This is a genomic window from Streptomyces mirabilis (assembly GCF_018310535.1).
GTDB lineage: Bacteria > Actinomycetota > Actinomycetes > Streptomycetales > Streptomycetaceae > Streptomyces.
In genome coordinates this window covers 343622-360515 of record NZ_CP074102.1, presented here as the reverse complement: position 1 = coordinate 360515, position 16894 = coordinate 343622, and the positions used below count along the sequence as shown (strand labels likewise).

The following is a 16894-nucleotide window of genomic DNA, read 5'->3' as shown; positions in this document are numbered from 1 at the left end:
TCAGCGCAGCCCCATCTCTCGTGCGATCACACCACGCAGTACCTCGTTGGTGCCGCCTCGCAGGGTGAAGCCGGGGCGCTGCACAACTGCCTGGGAAGCCAGGTCGCGCAGCTCCGGCGGCGATCCGGCGGCGATGAGCCGGTCGGCCAGGTCGGCGATGTCGCCCTCGGTCGTGGTGCCGAGCACCTTGACCACGGCCGCCGCCGTCTCTACCGGCGCGTGCCGCTCGAGTGCGGCGGCCACCGCCGAGGACAGGTGATGCAGGCTCGCCACGCGGGCGACGTACCGGCCGAGGTCGGCGTGTCGGCGCACCTGGCCATCCCGGGTCGCGTCGACGAGTTCCGCCAGCAGGACGTAGGTCGACAGCACCCGCTCCGGTCCGCTGCGCTCGTAGCCGAGTTCGGCGGTGACCTGGTGCCAGCCGGCCCCGACGTCGCCGAGGACCCTCTCGTCGGGGACGAAGGCGCCGTCGAAGGTCACCTCGTTGAAATCGTGGCCGCCGTTCATCCCCAGGATGGGACGGATTTCCACGCCGGGGGAGGGCAGTTCCACGATGAGCTGGCTCAGGCCGGCGTGCCGGTTGGTCGGGTCGGCGGGCGAGGTGCGGGCGAGCACGGACATCGCGTGAGCGTGGTGCGCGCCCGAGGTCCACACCTTCGTGCCGGTGAGCCGCCAGCCGCCTTCGACCCGTTCCGCCCGGGTCCGCACGCTCGCGAGGTCGGAGCCGGAGTCGGGCTCGCTCATCCCCAGTGCCCAGAAGCACTCGCCGCGGGCGATGGCGGGCAGGAACCGCTGTTTCTGGAGTTCGGAGCCGAAACGCAGCAGCGACGGCGCCGCCTGCCGGTCGGCGATCCAGTGAGCCGCAACCGGGGCTCCCGCGACCAGAAGCTCCTCGGTCACCACGAATCGTTCCACGAATGAGCGTCCGAGGCCGCCGTACTCGATGGGGATGGTCATACCCAGCCACCCCTGTGCGGCTAGCGCCTGGCTGAACTCGGTGTTCCAGCCGGTGAGCCAGGTGTCCACGGCCGGCGTGAACCGTCCGGCTGCGATCTGCTCGGCGAGGAACCGCCGTACGTCGGCCCGAAGCGCGGCCAGGGCGGGGGTGTCGGCGACCGTGGGGGGCATCAGTGCGGGCATGTCACGCTCCGGTGAAGACAGGGTCGCGGCGGTCCAGGAAGGCGGCGACGGCCTCGGCATGGTCCTGGGTCTGGTGTGCGATCCCCTGCAGACTCGCGGACAGTTCCAGCACGGAGTCGAGACTGTGCGTCTGCGCTTGTCGCAGCAGCTTCTTGGCCATCCGGACCGCGCGTGGCGGGTTTGCGGCGATCCGACCGGCCAGCGCCCGCGCCTCGTCGAGCAACCGGTCGGCGGGCACCACCTTGGAGACGAGGCCCCAGGCGAGGGCCGTCTCGGCGTCGACGCGGTCACCGGTCAGCGCCATCTCGGCCGCCCGCGCCGCGCCCACGGCGCGCGGGAGGAACCAGGCTCCGCCGTCGCCGGGGATCAGCCCGAGCTTGACGAAGTTCTCCGCGAGGAACGCCGTCGGGGTCGCGATCCGCAGGTCGCACATGAGCGCCAGGTCGCACCCCGCGCCGACCGCAGGCCCGTTGATCGCGGCGATCAGGGGCACCTCGCAGGCGTGCAGCGCGCGGGGGATCCGCTGGATCCCGTCGCGATACGCCGTGCGCTGCTGGTCCGCCGTACCCTCGAACAGGCCCCGCCGCTCGGCCATCTCCTTGACGTTGCCGCCCGCCGAGAACGCGGACCCGGCGCCGGTCACGATCACGGCCCGCACGGCCGCATCCCGGTTGACCCGGTCGGCGGCTGCGACGATCGCGTCGATCATGTCCGCGCCGGAGATCGGGTTGCGGGAGTCTGGCAGGTTGAGCGTCCAGGTCTCGACATAGTCGGTGCGCTCGACGAGGAGGGGGCCGGTCATAGTGGGGTTCCTTCCGATGACGGGTCGTGGGTGATCGGTAGCGGATTCTGTTCTCGCACCCGCGGGCGCCCTTACGGAATCAGCAGCACTTTGCCGAGTGTGCCGCGTGCTTCCAGCGCGCGGTGGGCCTCGCCGACCTCTTCGAGGGGGTAGCGGCCGGCGATCCGGGGACGGATGCTCCCCTCGCGCAGCAGCGAAAAGATTTCCGTCAACCCGGACCGGAGGCGTTCACGTGACAATTGACCCTGGATCCCGAAACTGGCCACCGTGAGGTTGCGCAGGTTCATCATCCTCATCTGGTCGCTGCTGATCGAGTCGCCCTTGAGGTTGTTCGATCCGTAGAAGACGAGCTTGCCGTGCTCGGAGAGCATCGCGAGATTCGTGTCGAAGACCTCGCCACCGACCGAGTCGTAGACCAGGTCGGGGCCCAGCCCGCCGGTGGCGGCCCGAAGGGCGTCCTCCCATCCCGGCTCGTTGTAGTTCACGACATCGCTGGCGCCCAGTTCCTTGACAGCGCCGAACCTGGCCTCGCTTCCGACGGCCCCGATGATCGTGTGCGCGCCGTGCAACCGAGCGAACTGGACCAGCATCCCGCCGACACCGCCCGCCGCCGCCGTGACCAGGACACGACGATCCCGGGGAGGGTGCACCGTGGTGATGTAGTGCCCCGTCAGCCCCTGGACGGTCACAGCGCACGCGTCCTCGAAGGAGATGTCGTCTGGTATCGGGAGAACGAAATCCTGCTTGGCCACGGTGTATTCCGCGTAGCCCCCGTTTCGGGTCCCGTCGACGAACAACGCCGCCACGACGCGGTCGCCGACGCGGATGCCGTCAACGCCCTCCCCGAGCTTCTCGACCGTTCCGACGACTTCGGAGCCGAGAATCGTCGGCAGCGACGGGGTGACGAGGAAGTTGTTCTGCCGGAGACTGGTTTCCGCGAAATTGACTCCGCATGCCGCCGTCTTGACCAGAACCTGCCCTGGCGCTGGTTCCGGCCGGGGAATTTCGACGATCGAGAAGACCTCCGGTCCACCGAAACGATCGATTTGTGCTGCCTTCACGAGTTCACTCCTTGTGCAGTGGGTCCGCCGATGACCTGACGCAGGGCGTCGGTCAGGTCATCGGCAGCGGTCGGGCCGAACCGGTGGGCGCGCCAGGCGATGTGACGGTCGGGTCGCACGAGTACGCAGCCGTCCTCGGCGACCTCGCGCCGTGCGGCCCATTCGCCGTACAGGTCGGCCGTTCCGCCAGGGGTTCCGATGACGTGGGTGTCGATTTCCACCCCTGTCGCTTCGGCGGCAGCCTTGGCCGCCGCCAGCCACTGCTCGCCGCCGATACCGGTGATGAGGAGGAACCGGGGTCCGTCCACGAGGTCCAACGTGGAGATCTCAGAGGTGCCTTGCCCGAGCCGGGCGTGCGGCAGCCGGGCACCGGGACGGGTGGTAGGCCGGTAGTACAGCTCGCGGTCGTCATCATCGCGGTCCGGTGCACCGGCGTCGGTTGCGGTGTCCGAGGCGACGGCGCCGTGTTCGTAGAGGTATCCCAGCTCGGTTCCGTGCGCGTTGAGCTGGTGGTTGGTGCGGTCGATCGCGCGGCGCACCGCCGCGCGCCGCTGCTCGCCTTCCGGCCCTGCCGCGTACAGCAGGTCCAGAGCCTCTTGCCCGTCCTGCCTGGACTGGCCAGGCGTCAGTCCGAGCGCCGCGCGCACGTCGGCGAGTTCGTGGCGGCTGGTGATTGCCCGCCGCACACCGACCGCGCCCACCGGCTGCCGTTCCGTCGAGTAGCTGTCGAGCAGCGTCGGCGGTGCCTGCCCGTTCAGGACGAGGGCGAGTTTCCACGCCAGGTTGTAGGCGTCGGCGACCGACATGTTCAGGCCGAGGCCGTTGGTAGGCGGGTGGCGGTGCACCGCGTCGCCCATGCAGAAGACCCGGCCGGCCGAATAGGCGTCGGCGACCTGCGCGTTGACCGACCAGGCGGCGCGACCGAGGATCTCGACCTCGACCGTGTCGTCTCCGATGAACTCGTGCACCCGGTGCACCAGCTCGTCCTCGCCGGCCGAGGCAGGGCCGTCCGCTCCGGGCTCGTTGAACAGGACCATCACGAACTCGGTGAACGGCTGGTGGCAGATGAGCGTGCCCAGTCTGCCGTTCGACTGGGGCCCAGGGGCCACGTTCCAGGTCAGGATGCCCGGCCGGTGGGCCAGGTAGCGGGACAGGTCGGCCCGGAACCAGACGTTGTAGGCGTCTGCGAGCCCGGACGGACCCGTCACCGTCAGCCCGGCCTGGCCCAGTATTTGGCTGCGGGCGCCATCCGCGCCGATCAGGTACTGGGAGCGGACCGTCAAAGTCTCGCCCGTGCGGCGGTCACGGACCGTGCTCACGACGCCGAGCTCGTCCTCGCTGAAGCTCTCGAAGACGTGCTCGAAACGGACATCGCAACCGGCTTCCGTGACGGCGTCAAGCAGCATGGGCTCGAAGACGGTCTGCGGGCAGTTGACCATCGGTGACGGGCTGGCCGCACGGTATTCCGTGGCACGGTCCGGACCGGCGCCCCACGATTCAAGGCGTGCGACCTCCTGTCCGGCCAGGCTGGTCACCCAGAGCGAGTTGCGCATCATGTCCTGGGGTGTGGCCGCCGCGAGCAGGCGGTCCTCGATGCCGAGGTGCCGCATGATCTCGACGGTTCGCTGGTTGACGATGTGCGCCCGAGGCGTGTGCGCGGTCCCGGCGTGCTTTTCGACCAGCAGTACGTCGATTCCGTAGCGGGCCAGGGCCAGTGCGCTGGTCAGACCGGACGGACCAGCGCCAACGATCAGCACCGGCACAGATATTTCGGGCATGACGACTCCGTTGTCGTAGGGATGCGAGATGGCCCGGGCCTGGTCAGGCCGGCCGATGGGCGCCGGTCATCGCCGCCGCGATGTCCTCCGGCGTCACGAAGGACTTCGGCGGGCGTGGTCCCCAGCTGTAGAGGCTGCGGGCGCCCTGGAAGTCCTCGGGGGTCCACAGCGCGTCGTCGACCACGCAGTCCAAGTCGGAGTAGTACTCGGAGAAGTTCCCCGCCGGGTCTTTGAGGTACCAGAAGAAGTTGGAACCGACGTGGTGGCGGCCCAGGCCCCAGGCGTGGCGATCCGGGTGACCTTCGAGCATCGCCGTGGCACCGCGCCCGATCTCGTCGACGTCGGCGACCTCCCAGGCGGTGTGGTGCAGGAAGTTCACCGGCGCCTTCTGCACGAGCACGTTGTGGTGGTCGCTGGAGCAGCGCATGAACGCCGCCCGGTCGCCCAGATTGTCGCTTATCTTGAAGCCGAGCCCGGCGGTGAAGAATCGCTGGCTGGCCTCCTTGTCGACCGATCCGATGACGACATGACCGAGCTTGTGGGGACGTACGGGCTCGGCACGCAGTACGACGGGGGCGCGGAGGTTCTCTCGCACGGTACGGCCCGGACCGTTGTACAGCGGGTCCGGTGTCCTGGCCGGGGCGATACGCGGCGCGACGGTGACGTCCACCTTGACCCCGGTGACCGATTCCACGGTGTGAAGCGAATCGCCCGTCGAGCGCACCGGCGCGTCGATGGCGCGCAGCGAGGCCTCGATCCGGGCGATGTCGTCCGGATCGTCCACGCCGACGCCCAGCGTGGTGAGTCGACGGGTGGGGGCAGGCTCGATCGTGAGCTGCTCGCCGCCGTCTACCGTGGCGAACCGGTGGGGCGCGATCTCGCGCAGGCCGAACTCGGAGTAGAACCGGGCGACGTCAGCGACGTCGGGAACGCCGATGGTGATGGATGTCAAGCGGTGCAGTGCCATGGTGACGCCTCTTTCTCCAGGTTACCGGCTGGCGACGCAGGTCTGGCTCATGAAGCCGAGCCCGTCGATGGCGCTGCGCACGGTCTCTCCCGGCTTGAGGAAACGACGGGGTCTCCGCGCCGCGCCGACGCCGGCGGGAGTGCCGGTGAACAGGACGTCGCCGGGAAGCAGCGGTGTGACGGCGGAGAGCCGGGCGACCAGTTCGGGCACGCTGAAGATCATCGACGAGGTGCGGCCTTGCTGGACGCTGTCACCGTCGATCGTGCACTCGAGCCCGAGATCATCGGGATCGGCGAACTCGTCAGGGGTGACCAGCCAGGGGCCGATGGGCCCGAAGCCGGGGAAGGACTTGCCGAGCGAGAACTGCGGTACCGGGCCGACGCGCTGGACCACCCGCTCGGAGTAGTCCTGTCCGATGGACAGCCCCGCGATGTACGACCAGCCGTCTTCGACCCGCACCTGCTCGGCCCGGCGGCCGATGACCGCGACGAGTTCGATTTCCCAGTCGACGTTCTCGGTGGGGAGAACCAGGTCTTCGAACGGTCCGGTCAGTGATGAGAGGAACTTGGTGAACACCGGCGGTTCCTCGGGTATCGCCAGGTTGGCCTCGCGTGCGTGGTCGCGGTAGTTCAGCCCGATCGCGAACACCTGGCGTGGTTGCGGCGTCGGAGACCCGATCGTGGCGGGAGACGGCATGTGCGCGTCAGGATCGCCGCCGGCGTGCGACTCCGCCCAGTCCCGAAAGTCGTCCCACGACTCGTACACGGCCTGAACGTCGGGGCCGAAGCGCCCCCCGCTCAGGGTGGCGACGTCCGCCAGTCCGTTTTTGGTCAGCAGGGCCAGCCGACCCTCCACGTTCGTGATCCGCATGCATTCCTCCAGCAGGTGGGGCGATTCCGGAAGCCCTGCGCCTGGCCACCGCCCAGAGGTCACCGGTGAATGACGACAAGCTACAAGAACATCGTAATTATTGCCAGTCTGCGAAATTCATGGTTTGCTACGACCATGGAACCAGGAGGCAGGTCCAAGACCGACGACGTGCAGCGCCTGCTGCGCGCCGACATCCTCAACGGGGTGTGGGCGCCCGGGACGAAGCTGCGTTTCACGGAGCTTCGGGAGCGCTACCGGTGCAGCACGGGGGTGGTCCGCGAGGCGCTGCCGCGTCTGGTCGGCGAGGGCCTGGTCACCGCGGAACCACAGCTCGGATTCCGGGTCGTGACGGTCAGCCCGGAGGACCTGCGCGACTTGACCGAGGCGCGGATCCTGCTGGAAACGATGGTCTTGCGGAGCTCCATCGAGCAGGGAGACCTCGCCTGGGAAACCCGCCTCGTCGCGGCCCATCACCTGCTGGCGAATCTGCCCAGACGAACTGCGGACGGCTCGCCGTCGCTGGAGTGGCTCTCCGCCCACTCGGCGTTCCACGCGGCGTTGGGTGGGGGTTGCGGCAATGGGCGGATGAAGACGATCGTCAACTCGCTGCGGGACTCGGCCGAGATATACCGGTGCTGGACGGCCAAGGACGACCGTGCGCTGACCCGGGACGTGGAAGCCGAACACCGGACGATTCTGGAAGCCGCTCTCAGGCGAGATGCGGACGCCGCTGTCGCGGCGCTCACCGACCACATCCAGCGGTCGACCGACTTGCTGCTGCATTCGCAACGACAGCCCGCCGGGACGGGTCTTGACGGTCGGGCGGGAGGGGACGGCTCGTGACCACCGTCTACCCCGGTGCCGACCTGGCCCCGATCTGGACTCCCTCCCCGGACGTGCGCGACGCCGCCAACCTCGAGCACTTCCGCCACTGGGTGAACGACCGGAACGGGTTGGCGCTTGCGGACTACCACGCCCTGCACGCCTGGTCAGTGACCGAACTGGAGCGGTTCTGGGGCAGCCTGTGGGACTACTTCGATGTGTGGGCTGCTACAGCCGCCGAGCGTGTCCTCGCCGAGCGCGTCATGCCCAACACCCGCTGGTTCCCCGGTGCCCGTCTCAACTACGTCGATCACGTCCTGCGCCATGCCGAGCGCTCCGGTGCGGCCGTGATCGGGCTGACCGAACCCGGCGGCCCGGCCGGGCGCACCCTGTCCTGGGCCGAGCTTCGGCGCCAGGTCGGCGCCGTGGCCCACACCCTGCGCGAACTCGGTGTCCAGGAAGGTGACCGGGTCGTGGGGTACTTGCCCGACATACCGGAGGCCGTTGTGGCGTTTCTCGCCACGGCGAGCATCGGCGCGGTCTGGGCGGTCTGCGGGCAGGATTATGCGGCGCCGGCCGCCGCGGCGCGACTGGCGCAACTCGACCCGGTCGTGCTGATCACGGCCGATGGCTATGGCTATGCCGGAAGGCTCCACGACCGGCGCGAGGCCGTCGCGCGCCTGCGCACCGAACTGCCCAGCCTCCGGGGGACCATCCTGATCCCCCGGCTGGGATCAGAGCCTGATGTCCCGGAGGGAACCGTCCCGTGGGAACAGGCGAGTTCCGGCGACCACCCACCCGTTCCCGCGCCCGTCGCGTTCGACCACCCGCTGTGGGTGCTGTTCACCTCCGGTACCACCGGCAAGCCCAAAGGCATCGTGCACGGTCACGGCGGGATCCTGCTCGAGCACCTCAAGATGGTCACCCTGCAGTACGACCTCAAGCCCGAGGACACCTACTTCGGCTACACCTCACCCAGCTGGATGATGTGGAACGTCAAGGTGTCGGTGCTACTGACCGGGGCCACGATCGTGTGCTACGACGGCAACCCGGCATATCCGGCCCCCGACACCCTGTGGACGCTGGCCGCCGGGCACGGCGCCACAGTTCTCCAGACGAGTCCCCCGTACCTGGACAGCTGCCACCGGCTCGGCCTGCACCCGGCCGTCGACCACGATCTGTCCCGGCTGCGGAACCTCCGCGCAACGGGGTCTGTCCTGCCCCCCGAAACCTCCCTCTGGGCAGCACGCGAACTGGGCCCGCAGGTCGCCGTGACATCGTCTGCCGGGGGCACCGACGTGGCCAGTGGGCTGGCCGGCGCAGTGCCTACGCTGCCCATCTACGCCGGGGAACTGACCGCGCCGTGCCTGGGCGTCGCGTTGGAGGCATGGGACAACGACGGCAACAGCGTCCGTGACCGCGTCGGCGAACTCGTCGTCACCGAGCCGATGCCGTCCATGCCACTCGGCTTCTGGAACGACCCGGACGGCCAGCGGTACCGCAGCGCCTATTTCGAGACCTTCCCCGGCGTGTGGTGGCACGGTGACTCGATCACCGTGACCCACCGCGGCTCCGTCATCATCCACGGCCGCTCGGACGCCACCCTGAACCGCAACGGTGTCCGGTTCGGCAGCGCAGACATCTACCAGGTGGTCGAGCAGCTCCCTGAGATCGCCGAATCCCTCGTGATCGGCGTGGAGCTGCCGGACGGCGGCTACTGGATGCCACTGTTCGTCTCGCTCGCCGGCGCGGCCGAGCTGACGCCCGAGTTGAAACACACCGTCACCACCGCGATCAGGGAAAACGCGTCACCACGGCACGTCCCCGATGAGATCATCGCCGTCCCGGGCATACCGCACACACTCACCGGAAAAAAGCTCGAGGTACCGATCAAACGCATTCTTCAGGGAACCGCCCCACGCGACGCCCTGGACCCCGAGTCGGTCGACATGCCCCAATTCCTCGACGCCTATGCGCGCATCGCCGAAACCAGCCTCGGCACGGCGACCAGGCCACCGGCCAACGCCGAATAACAGGACCTCGGACCGCCCGCCGTCAAAAGCACTGTGAAGGAAAAGCACTGTGAAGGAAAGGACTGCGTCAATCATGACCGCCCAGCTCAGCCCGGAAGCTGTCATCAGGTCGTACTTCGGCCTCGTCGATGTTGGCGACCCGAAAATACTCGAGCTTTTCAGCGACGATTTCGAGTTCTACTTCCCAGGCTTCGGAGTCGGCCGGGGGCGGGATGCGTTCGCCGCGTGCATGACTGGATTCCAGGGAAAGATCGACGAGCTGAGGCACCACATGGATGACCTCGAGTTCACCATGGCCGGAAACCGGGTCGTCGTGGAGGGCACCACCGAAGGCCGCATCGACACCAAGACCTGGAACGGAGGAACGACACCAGGCGGGCGATTCTGCAGCGTGTTCGATGTCGACGGTGGCCGCATCGTCCGGATGTACGTCTACCTCGACCCGGACTACACCTCCGACAACGACCTCGGGTTCCCCTGGCCGGCTGACCGTGAGGTCAGCTGGTAACCCACAGGCCCGCAGCTCGACCGATGGGCACGTCCCCGGCGGGCCTGCCGCAGCGGCACGGACGGCACGGTGTTCCCAGATATCGGGGTCTTCGAACTTGAGCGATGCGTCTCGTCCGGCGCGCTGACTGTTCGTCACGGTGTGTGATGTGCAGGGCGGGACTGGCCCCTGGACGCAGGACTGCGGGTGCCGATACATCATCCGACCAGGTCACGCCCTTGATCATTGATCTCCGGCCGTGCCCGCTGTCCGGCCCGCCATCTTCACCTGAGCAGGGCACGGACGGCATGTCATTCCCCTCACTCCGAGAGACGACACACCGCTACTCACCCAGGGTAACCAGGCCCTACTAGGCCTCTACTAGGGCCTGGTGGAGGCCGAGCAGCTCCAGCTGCGTCATCAGGGCCTGTTCGGGGCTGCGGACTCGGACTCGACGATGCGCCGCCTGTCGGCCGGTTGATCATCTCAGATCGAATGAACAGTAAAGGGAACTCCTCCTTGCCGATCCATCAGTCTTTTTCTGGCAAAGAGCATCGAGACTGACAGTGGGTGACTGTAAGGCCTGGAGCGGACCTGGCGGGGCGCACGGCCGAGCTGGAACTGATCGACTCGCTACTCGCAGGGGAGTACCGGGCCGGCCCCGGCGTGCTGCTGCGTGGCGACCCGGGGGTGGGGAAGAGCGCGCTGCTGAATGCCGCAGAGGAGCGGGCCACAGCAGTCGGCAGGCGTGTACTGCGCGCCTCCGGTGTGGAGTTCGAGGCCGGGATGAACTTCTCGGCGCTGCATCGGTTGCTCTACCCGCTGCGTGAGCGGGCCGGCCGGCTCGCCGACCGCCAGCGCTACGCCCTCCACCACATCCTCGGCCTCGCGCCGGGACCCTCGCCGGACCCGCTGGTCGCCTCGACGGCCCTGCTCGCCCTGCTCGACGGCCCTGCTCGCCCTGCTCGACGACCTCGCGGCCGATGGTCCGCTGCTCTTGATCGTCGACAACGTGCAGTGGGTCGACCGTGTCAGCGCGACCGCGTTGGGGTTCGCCGTCCGCCGCATCGACGGCACCACCATCGTCTTCCTGGCCGCCAGCAGGACCGGGGTGGACGGCTTTGTCCACCACATCCGGCTATACGAACGTATCATCGAGCCGCTGTCTGAGCAGTCGGCGGCCACGGTGCTGGACACCCGGTGGCCGGGGCTGGCGCCGAGCGTACGGCGGCGGCTGCTCGCCGAAGCCGCAAAGGCGTACTGGCCATCGACCAGGAGATCACCGAACTCGACACGCTCATCGAGGCCCGCTTCCACGAGCACCGTCACGCCGCCGTGATCCGCAGTCTGCCCGGCATGGGCGCCCTTCTCGGCGCCGAGTTCATCGCCGCTACCGGCGGAGACATGGATGCTTTCGGCACGGCTGACCGCCTGGCTTCCTTCGCCGGCCTATCGCCCGTCCCACGGGACTCCGGCCGCGTCAGCGGGAACATGCGCCGTCCGCGCCGCTATCACCGCGGCCTACTCCGAGCCTTCTACCTGTCCGCCATGGCCAGCCTGAGAACCTGCACCGCCTCGCAGGCCTACTACGGACGTAAGCGGAACAAGGGGAAGGGACACAAACAGGCCTTGCTCGCTCTGGCCCGTCGACGAGCCAACGTCTTGTGGGCCATGATCCGCGACGGAGCGTATTACGAGGTACTACCAACCGTCACGACAGCAGCTTGACATCGTCATTGGGAAGTTCTTTATGGTCTGACCTCGAACGATGCCCCGAACGTGATCGCTCGTATGAGCGATTCCGGGGACGTGAACACGGTCTCCGTCTGATCCTGTGCTCCGACCAAAGAGGCACTTGACCAGTACGAAGGCCGTGGGGGAATGAGTCTGCTGCATCATGATGCCCGGCAAGAAGCGTTCGCGGTGGCGTCACACTTCCGGGACGACTTCTTCGAGTGCCTGCCCGTGCGCGGGGACACGCTGTTCGAGCTGACCGACGCGTTGCTGTGCGCGGATGGGCCGGTGACCACGCCGGTGGACCTCACGCTGACGGCCGAGCACCGGCGCGGTCACGGCGCGATGTACGACGCGCTGAACAGCGGAGGTGTTGATGTGCCGCGGCTGCGGCAGGTGCTGGCCGGGCTGCCGCAACCCGAGGCCGCCGACGGTCGTCTGGTACTGGCCGTGGACGTCACCCACTGGCTCCGGCCGGACGCTCCGTGCAGTGCGGACCGCCCGTTCTGCCACGTCTACGGCTGTAGCGGACGCTCCTCGGATCAGTTCGTGCCCGGCTGGCTCTACTCGTTCGTCGCCGCGCTGGAGTCGGGCCGTACCTCCTGGTGCCAGCTCCTGGACGCCGTGCGCCTGGGGCCGGCCGACGATGTCGCCGAGGTCACCGCCGCGCAGGTCCGCCGGGTGGTCGAGGACCTGATCGAGATGGGCCGTTGGCACGCGGGTGACCGCGACATCCTGGTCGTCTTCGACGCCGGTTACGACGCCCCGCGCATGGCCTATCTCCTGGAAGGACTGCCCGTGGAAGTCCTCGGGCGGATGCGCACGGATCGTGTGATGCGCAAGCCGGTGCCAGTGCCGTGGATCTCGCCGCCGCAGGGCGGGCGCCCGCCGAAGCACGGCAAGGAGTTCCGCTTCGCCAAGCCGGAGACCTGGGGTGAGCCGGATGCCGCGACCCTTCAGGTCACCGACCGCTACGGCACCGCTCGCGCGATGGCCTGGGACCGTATCCACCCGAGGCTGACCACCCGCTCCGCGTGGATCGATCACACCGGCGAACTCCCCGTCATCGAGGGCACGTTGATCCGCCTGGAAGTTGACCGTCTGCCAGGCGGCCACGATCCGCTCCCCGTCTGGCTATGGTCGTCGGCCACCGGCCTGCCGGAAGAGGACGTCGACCTGCGCTGGCGGGCGTTCTTGCGCAGATTCGACCTCGAGCACACCTTTCGCATGCTCAAGCAGACGCTGGGCTGGACACGCCCGAGACTCCGCACGTCCGAGGCGGCAGACCGGTGGACCTGGCTGATCGTCACCACCCACACACAACTCCGCCTCGCCCGCCCGCTGGCTGCGGATCTACGCCGCCCCGGGGAGAAACCGGCAGAGCCCGGCCGGCTTACCCCCGCCCGGGTCCGCCGGGGGTTCAGGAACCTCCGCCCCAACCTGCCCTGTCCGGCACGTGCACCCAAACCCAACCGACCCGGCCCCGGCAGGCCGCCCGGCTCGAAGAACCGGCACCCCGCCACCCGCTACGACGTGGGCAAAACAGTCAGGCGACCCGAGACCATCGCCGAACGTGACCAGGTCAGACCATAAAGAACAAGATCATGGACGCAATCTTGTACGTGGACCGGACCGGCGTTCAGTGGCGCTACCTGCCGCACGATTTTCCACACTGGAACACGGTCTACGGCTACTTCGCCAAGTGGGCGGACGAGGGCGTGTTCGCGCAGCTGGGCGGCTTGCTCCGGCAGCTCCTGCGGGAGAAGGAGGGGCGGGATGCCGAGCCGTCGGCCTGTGTGATTGACGCCCAGAGCGTCAAGACCTCCACCAGCGTCCCCGCCGCCGGCCAGGGCATCGACGCCGGGAAGAAGATCGTGGGCAGGAAGCGGAACATCGTCACCGACACCATCGGGCTCCTGCTTGCCGTGCTGGTCACCGCAGCGAGTGTGCAGGACTCCGTCGCCGGCACCAGACTCCTGGACCAGGTCGCGGCCGAACACCCCGGCATCCGCAAGGTGTGGGTCGACGGCGGCTACCGTCAGCACCTCGTCGAGCACGCGGCCACCCTCGGCATTGACATGGAAACCACTCAACGCAAGCCCGGGACCAAGGGATTCACCCCGATCCCGAAACGCTGGGCAGTCGAGCGGACCTACGGCTGGCTCATGCTCCACCGACGACTGGCCCGCGACTACGAAACCCTGTCCGTCCGCTCCGAAGCCATGATCCACATCGCCATGACCGACCTCATGGCCCGCCGCCTCACCAGCGAGAACGCCATCTCCTGGCGCGACCCGACACCGCAGACCAAACGGAAGATTCCGGGATGAAACAACGGGAGAAAACGACCTCTGAGTCAGGCTGACGATGTCGGTCCCGGCACCGCCGCCTCGTGACGTAGAACGAGGCGTCACAGCCAGCCGCGTCGGGCGGCGGTGAGGCTGGTCTGGAAGCGGGTGGAGGCGCCGAGCCGGCGCATCAGCTGATGGATGCGCCGTTGAGTGGTCCGCTCGCTCCAGCCCTGGGCCCGAGCGATGGCGGCGTCGGTGAGGCCGGAGGCGAGCAGGGCAAGCAGGGCTCGGGTGTCCTCGTCAGGCTGTGCGTCCTCGGATTCCGCTGCGGTGGCGCTACCGCCGGGTGGGAGTCGGGTGTCCGACAGCGGCAGAGCGCGCTCCCATTGAGCCTCGAAGAGCGATTCCAGGGCTACGAGCAGGGGGGATTGGTGAATCAAGTAGGCGACCGACTGGCCACCGGGCGCGAGGGTGAAGGGGAGGATGGCCGTCCGGCCGTCGCTGATCACGAGTTTGAGGGGCAACTCGGGGTGTACCCGTGCCTGCTCGCCTGCCCGGATACTGGGCACGATGTCGTTGTGCAGCCTGCCGGGCCAGGCCACCGCCTCCCGGTCGTAGATCACCCGGTGGATCACTCCGCGCTGCTGCTGCTGGAGTTGGTGGCCGAGATTACTGCCCGGCCGGTCGACATAGGGCGGGCAGTCGAATGCACGCACCTCGTGGCGGGCATAGGTGGTCAAACGGCGGACTGCGTCACTGATGTGCTCGCGGTTGGTGAGCAGTTCCACGGCCATGTCCGGCTGGCTGATCCGGGCTGCCTCCCGATGGGTCTCGGTCAACTGCTGTACCAGGGATCGTGCCTCCTTGAGCTGGTCCTCCCGTTGGTCTATCAGCGCGGTGACGGCGACGTCCGGGGGCGTGGCGGTGAAGCGTGGCGGGCGTCCGGCGTCCCGCACGGCAAGCCCGTCCTTGAGCAGATTGGACAGTTGTCTTCCCACAGTGATCGCTGACATGCCGCAGGCCTCGGCCAACTCCGCAGAGCTGCACCGCGGCTGCCGAACCAGTGCCACGTAAACGCGTTCAGTCTCTTCGGCCAGCCCGAGCACGCTGAATCCCATACCGTCCCGCCAATTCTGTGGCGACTCCCGCCAGCTGGCGGAGAGCCGCCAGAAGTTTAACCTTGTACTTTGTTCGTCGCCGGTGACATTTTTCACGCTGAACCTGGCACTGTCCTGCTGACGTTCGAACGGACGGCGCCTGCCGGTGCGCGCCCGCACTTGCGGACTCGCTCCACTGGAAGGTGTCCCATGACGCATGCCCATATGCGCGGCAGACGGCCTGGCGCCGTCGGTGTCGCGACCGTGCCCATAACCGCCGCCGCCTCAAGCTCTCCCGGCTCCAGCCCCCGTGCCCACTGGATTCGGGGCGGACGCCTCGACCGTGGCGAGCGGCGCACCTGTCATTCACACCTCGGCGGGCACACCGGTGGCACGCACCCAGCCGGATATCCGGTGGTCAGCCTGATAACAAAGCCGTTGAGCAGGAAATCCACCATGGTCGGCTGCGACTGCGGCCCGGTCCGCCACGTCCGTGCCGCCCGGACGGCGTCAAGCAGAGTGTCGTCCCTAGAGGGCGTTAAGTCCCTTCTCTCTCGGTTTGTGATCGCTCGTTCGTGGTACTGATCGCCGTACGGGCCAGGCGTCGGCATGCGCTTGCCGAGATGCGAAGCATGGAGCGAAGATCGTGTCCGAGCGACTTGGCGGATGAGCAGTGGGCGTTGATCGAGCCGATGATCACGGCCTGGAAGCAGGGCCGGGTGGAGCGGTCTCCGACCGGGGACCCCGGAGACTGTGATCTTCGGGAGGTCGTGAACGCGATCTTCTACCAGAACAGGACGGGCTGTCAGTGGCGCTACCTGCCCCACGATCTCCCGGCCTGGTCAGCGGTGCTCTACTACTTCACGCTATGGCGCCAGGACGGGCTCGACCAGCGGATCCAGGAACTGCTGCGCCCGAGTCGGCCACCGCCTACCGGGCCATCCTGACTGCCTTCAACACCCAGCTCGATCAGGCGTTCCGGGTCCGTGAACTGCACGAACTCCTTGGCATGCCCACCGACGGCCCGGCCATGAACGTCACCCGCAGCCGCCTTGGAAGCCTCACCCGTCAAGGCTTCCTCACTCAACCTGGACGCGGCCGCTATCAGAAACAGACTTACAGCCGCTCTTCGCGGGCTGGTATCGGCACGGCCACCGGTCGCCACTCTCGCCTGAGCAACCCGAACACCCACGAGTCGGATACCTCGCCGTTCACGACGCAGTCTTCCCGCAACGTCCCTTCACGCACGAATCCGATCTTCTCCAGGACCCGGGCAGATGCCACGTTGCGCGTATCGGTCTCGGCCTGAACTCGATTCAGGTCCAGTGTGTCGAATGCCCACTGCAGCAAGGCGTGCGCGGCCTCCGTCGCGTAGCCGTGGCCCCACATCGCTTCGTCGAGGACATAACCCAACGACGCGCTGCGGTAGTCCGGGTTCCATCCGGTCAGACCGCACCAGCCGACGAAGGCCCCGTCAGAAGCACGGTCGATGGCCACCCGCGCCCCGGTGTCTTCGTCCGCCATCTTCCGGCACATCGCGATGAAGCGCTCGGCGCGGGCCCGTTCGTTCCACGGCGGGGAGTCCCAGTAGCGCATCACGTAAGTGCTGCTGTGCAGCGCGAAGAGGCGGTCCGCGTCGGCGTCGGTGAAGGGGCGCAGCCGCAGGCGAGCGGTGTGCAGTATGGGGGTGGCCAAAGTCATGCGCGCCATCTTGTGTCCTCATGGGGCGGGCAGAACACCGAATATCCGATCTCGGTTCGGTCCTCACACCCAAGGCGCCGCCTACCAGCAGATCGTGCACGGCACGGCTAC

Annotated in this window: 13 protein-coding genes and 3 pseudogenes; 8 read left to right on the top strand and 8 right to left on the bottom strand. The window is 67.9% G+C overall.

From position 1 onward, the window contains the following. From SMIR_RS01620 to SMIR_RS01595, 6 genes are all read right to left on the bottom strand, one after another. A complete protein-coding gene (locus SMIR_RS01620; protein WP_168498003.1) occupies positions 1-1140 on the bottom strand; it encodes an acyl-CoA dehydrogenase family protein in 1140 nt (379 codons plus the stop codon). Between the two features lies 1 nt (position 1141). Continuing rightward, positions 1142-1942 (bottom strand): crotonase/enoyl-CoA hydratase family protein, encoded by an 801-nt coding sequence (locus SMIR_RS01615; RefSeq protein ID WP_168498005.1) that lies wholly within the window; start codon positions 1940-1942, stop codon positions 1142-1144. Between the two features lie 71 nt (positions 1943-2013). Next, complete coding sequence (locus tag SMIR_RS01610; RefSeq protein WP_168498007.1) at positions 2014-3003, bottom strand: quinone oxidoreductase family protein; 990 nt, start codon at positions 3001-3003, stop codon at positions 2014-2016. Continuing rightward, the gene (locus SMIR_RS01605; protein WP_212726344.1) at positions 3000-4781 is read right to left on the bottom strand and encodes an FAD-dependent monooxygenase; all 1782 of its coding nucleotides are present in this window, start codon (positions 4779-4781) and stop codon (positions 3000-3002) included. The genes SMIR_RS01610 and SMIR_RS01605 overlap by 4 nt, the downstream gene beginning before the upstream one ends. Positions 4782-4824: 43 nt before the next feature. Beyond that, positions 4825-5748, bottom strand: coding sequence for a VOC family protein (locus tag SMIR_RS01600; RefSeq protein WP_168498011.1), 924 nt, complete (start codon positions 5746-5748; stop codon positions 4825-4827). Between the two features lie 21 nt (positions 5749-5769). Next, on the bottom strand, positions 5770-6618 hold the full coding sequence (locus tag SMIR_RS01595; RefSeq protein ID WP_212726343.1) for a fumarylacetoacetate hydrolase family protein: 849 nt from the start codon (positions 6616-6618) through the stop codon (positions 5770-5772). Between the two features lie 135 nt (positions 6619-6753). Here SMIR_RS01595 and SMIR_RS01590 point away from each other — a divergent pair, with 135 nt between their 5' ends. From SMIR_RS01590 to SMIR_RS01560, 7 genes and pseudogenes are all read left to right on the top strand, one after another. Further along, on the top strand, positions 6754-7461 hold the full coding sequence (locus SMIR_RS01590) for a GntR family transcriptional regulator (RefSeq protein WP_168498015.1): 708 nt from the start codon (positions 6754-6756) through the stop codon (positions 7459-7461). Next, a complete protein-coding gene (locus tag SMIR_RS01585; protein WP_212726342.1) occupies positions 7458-9473 on the top strand; it encodes an acetoacetate--CoA ligase in 2016 nt (671 codons plus the stop codon). The genes SMIR_RS01590 and SMIR_RS01585 overlap by 4 nt, the downstream gene beginning before the upstream one ends. Positions 9474-9546: 73 nt before the next feature. Continuing rightward, positions 9547-9981 (top strand): nuclear transport factor 2 family protein, encoded by a 435-nt coding sequence (locus SMIR_RS01580; RefSeq protein ID WP_168498017.1) that lies wholly within the window; start codon positions 9547-9549, stop codon positions 9979-9981. 549 nt (positions 9982-10530) lie between these two features. Then, the gene (locus tag SMIR_RS44780; RefSeq protein ID WP_212726341.1) at positions 10531-11130 is read left to right on the top strand and encodes an ATP-binding protein; all 600 of its coding nucleotides are present in this window, start codon (positions 10531-10533) and stop codon (positions 11128-11130) included. A gap of 42 nt (positions 11131-11172) precedes the next feature. Beyond that, positions 11173-11688: pseudogene (locus SMIR_RS01570) on the top strand (transposase); the annotation flags it as partial. 153 nt (positions 11689-11841) lie between these two features. After that, positions 11842-13287, top strand: a complete 1446-nt coding sequence (locus SMIR_RS01565) for an NF041680 family putative transposase (RefSeq protein WP_168498022.1) — start codon at positions 11842-11844, stop codon at positions 13285-13287. Positions 13288-13295: 8 nt separating this feature from the next. Beyond that, positions 13296-14024 (top strand): annotated as a pseudogene (locus SMIR_RS01560) (IS5 family transposase); the annotation flags it as partial. A gap of 80 nt (positions 14025-14104) precedes the next feature. Here SMIR_RS01560 and SMIR_RS01555 read toward each other — a convergent pair. Next, the gene (locus SMIR_RS01555; RefSeq protein ID WP_168501455.1) at positions 14105-15103 is read right to left on the bottom strand and encodes a helix-turn-helix domain-containing protein; all 999 of its coding nucleotides are present in this window, start codon (positions 15101-15103) and stop codon (positions 14105-14107) included. Between the two features lie 611 nt (positions 15104-15714). Here SMIR_RS01555 and SMIR_RS01550 point away from each other — a divergent pair. Beyond that, a pseudogene (locus SMIR_RS01550) lies at positions 15715-15996 on the top strand (transposase); the annotation flags it as partial. A 202-nt stretch (positions 15997-16198) separates the two neighbouring features. Here SMIR_RS01550 and SMIR_RS01545 read toward each other — a convergent pair. Beyond that, the gene (locus SMIR_RS01545) at positions 16199-16783 is read right to left on the bottom strand and encodes a GNAT family N-acetyltransferase (RefSeq protein ID WP_168498026.1); all 585 of its coding nucleotides are present in this window, start codon (positions 16781-16783) and stop codon (positions 16199-16201) included. Positions 16784-16894 lie beyond the last annotated feature (111 nt).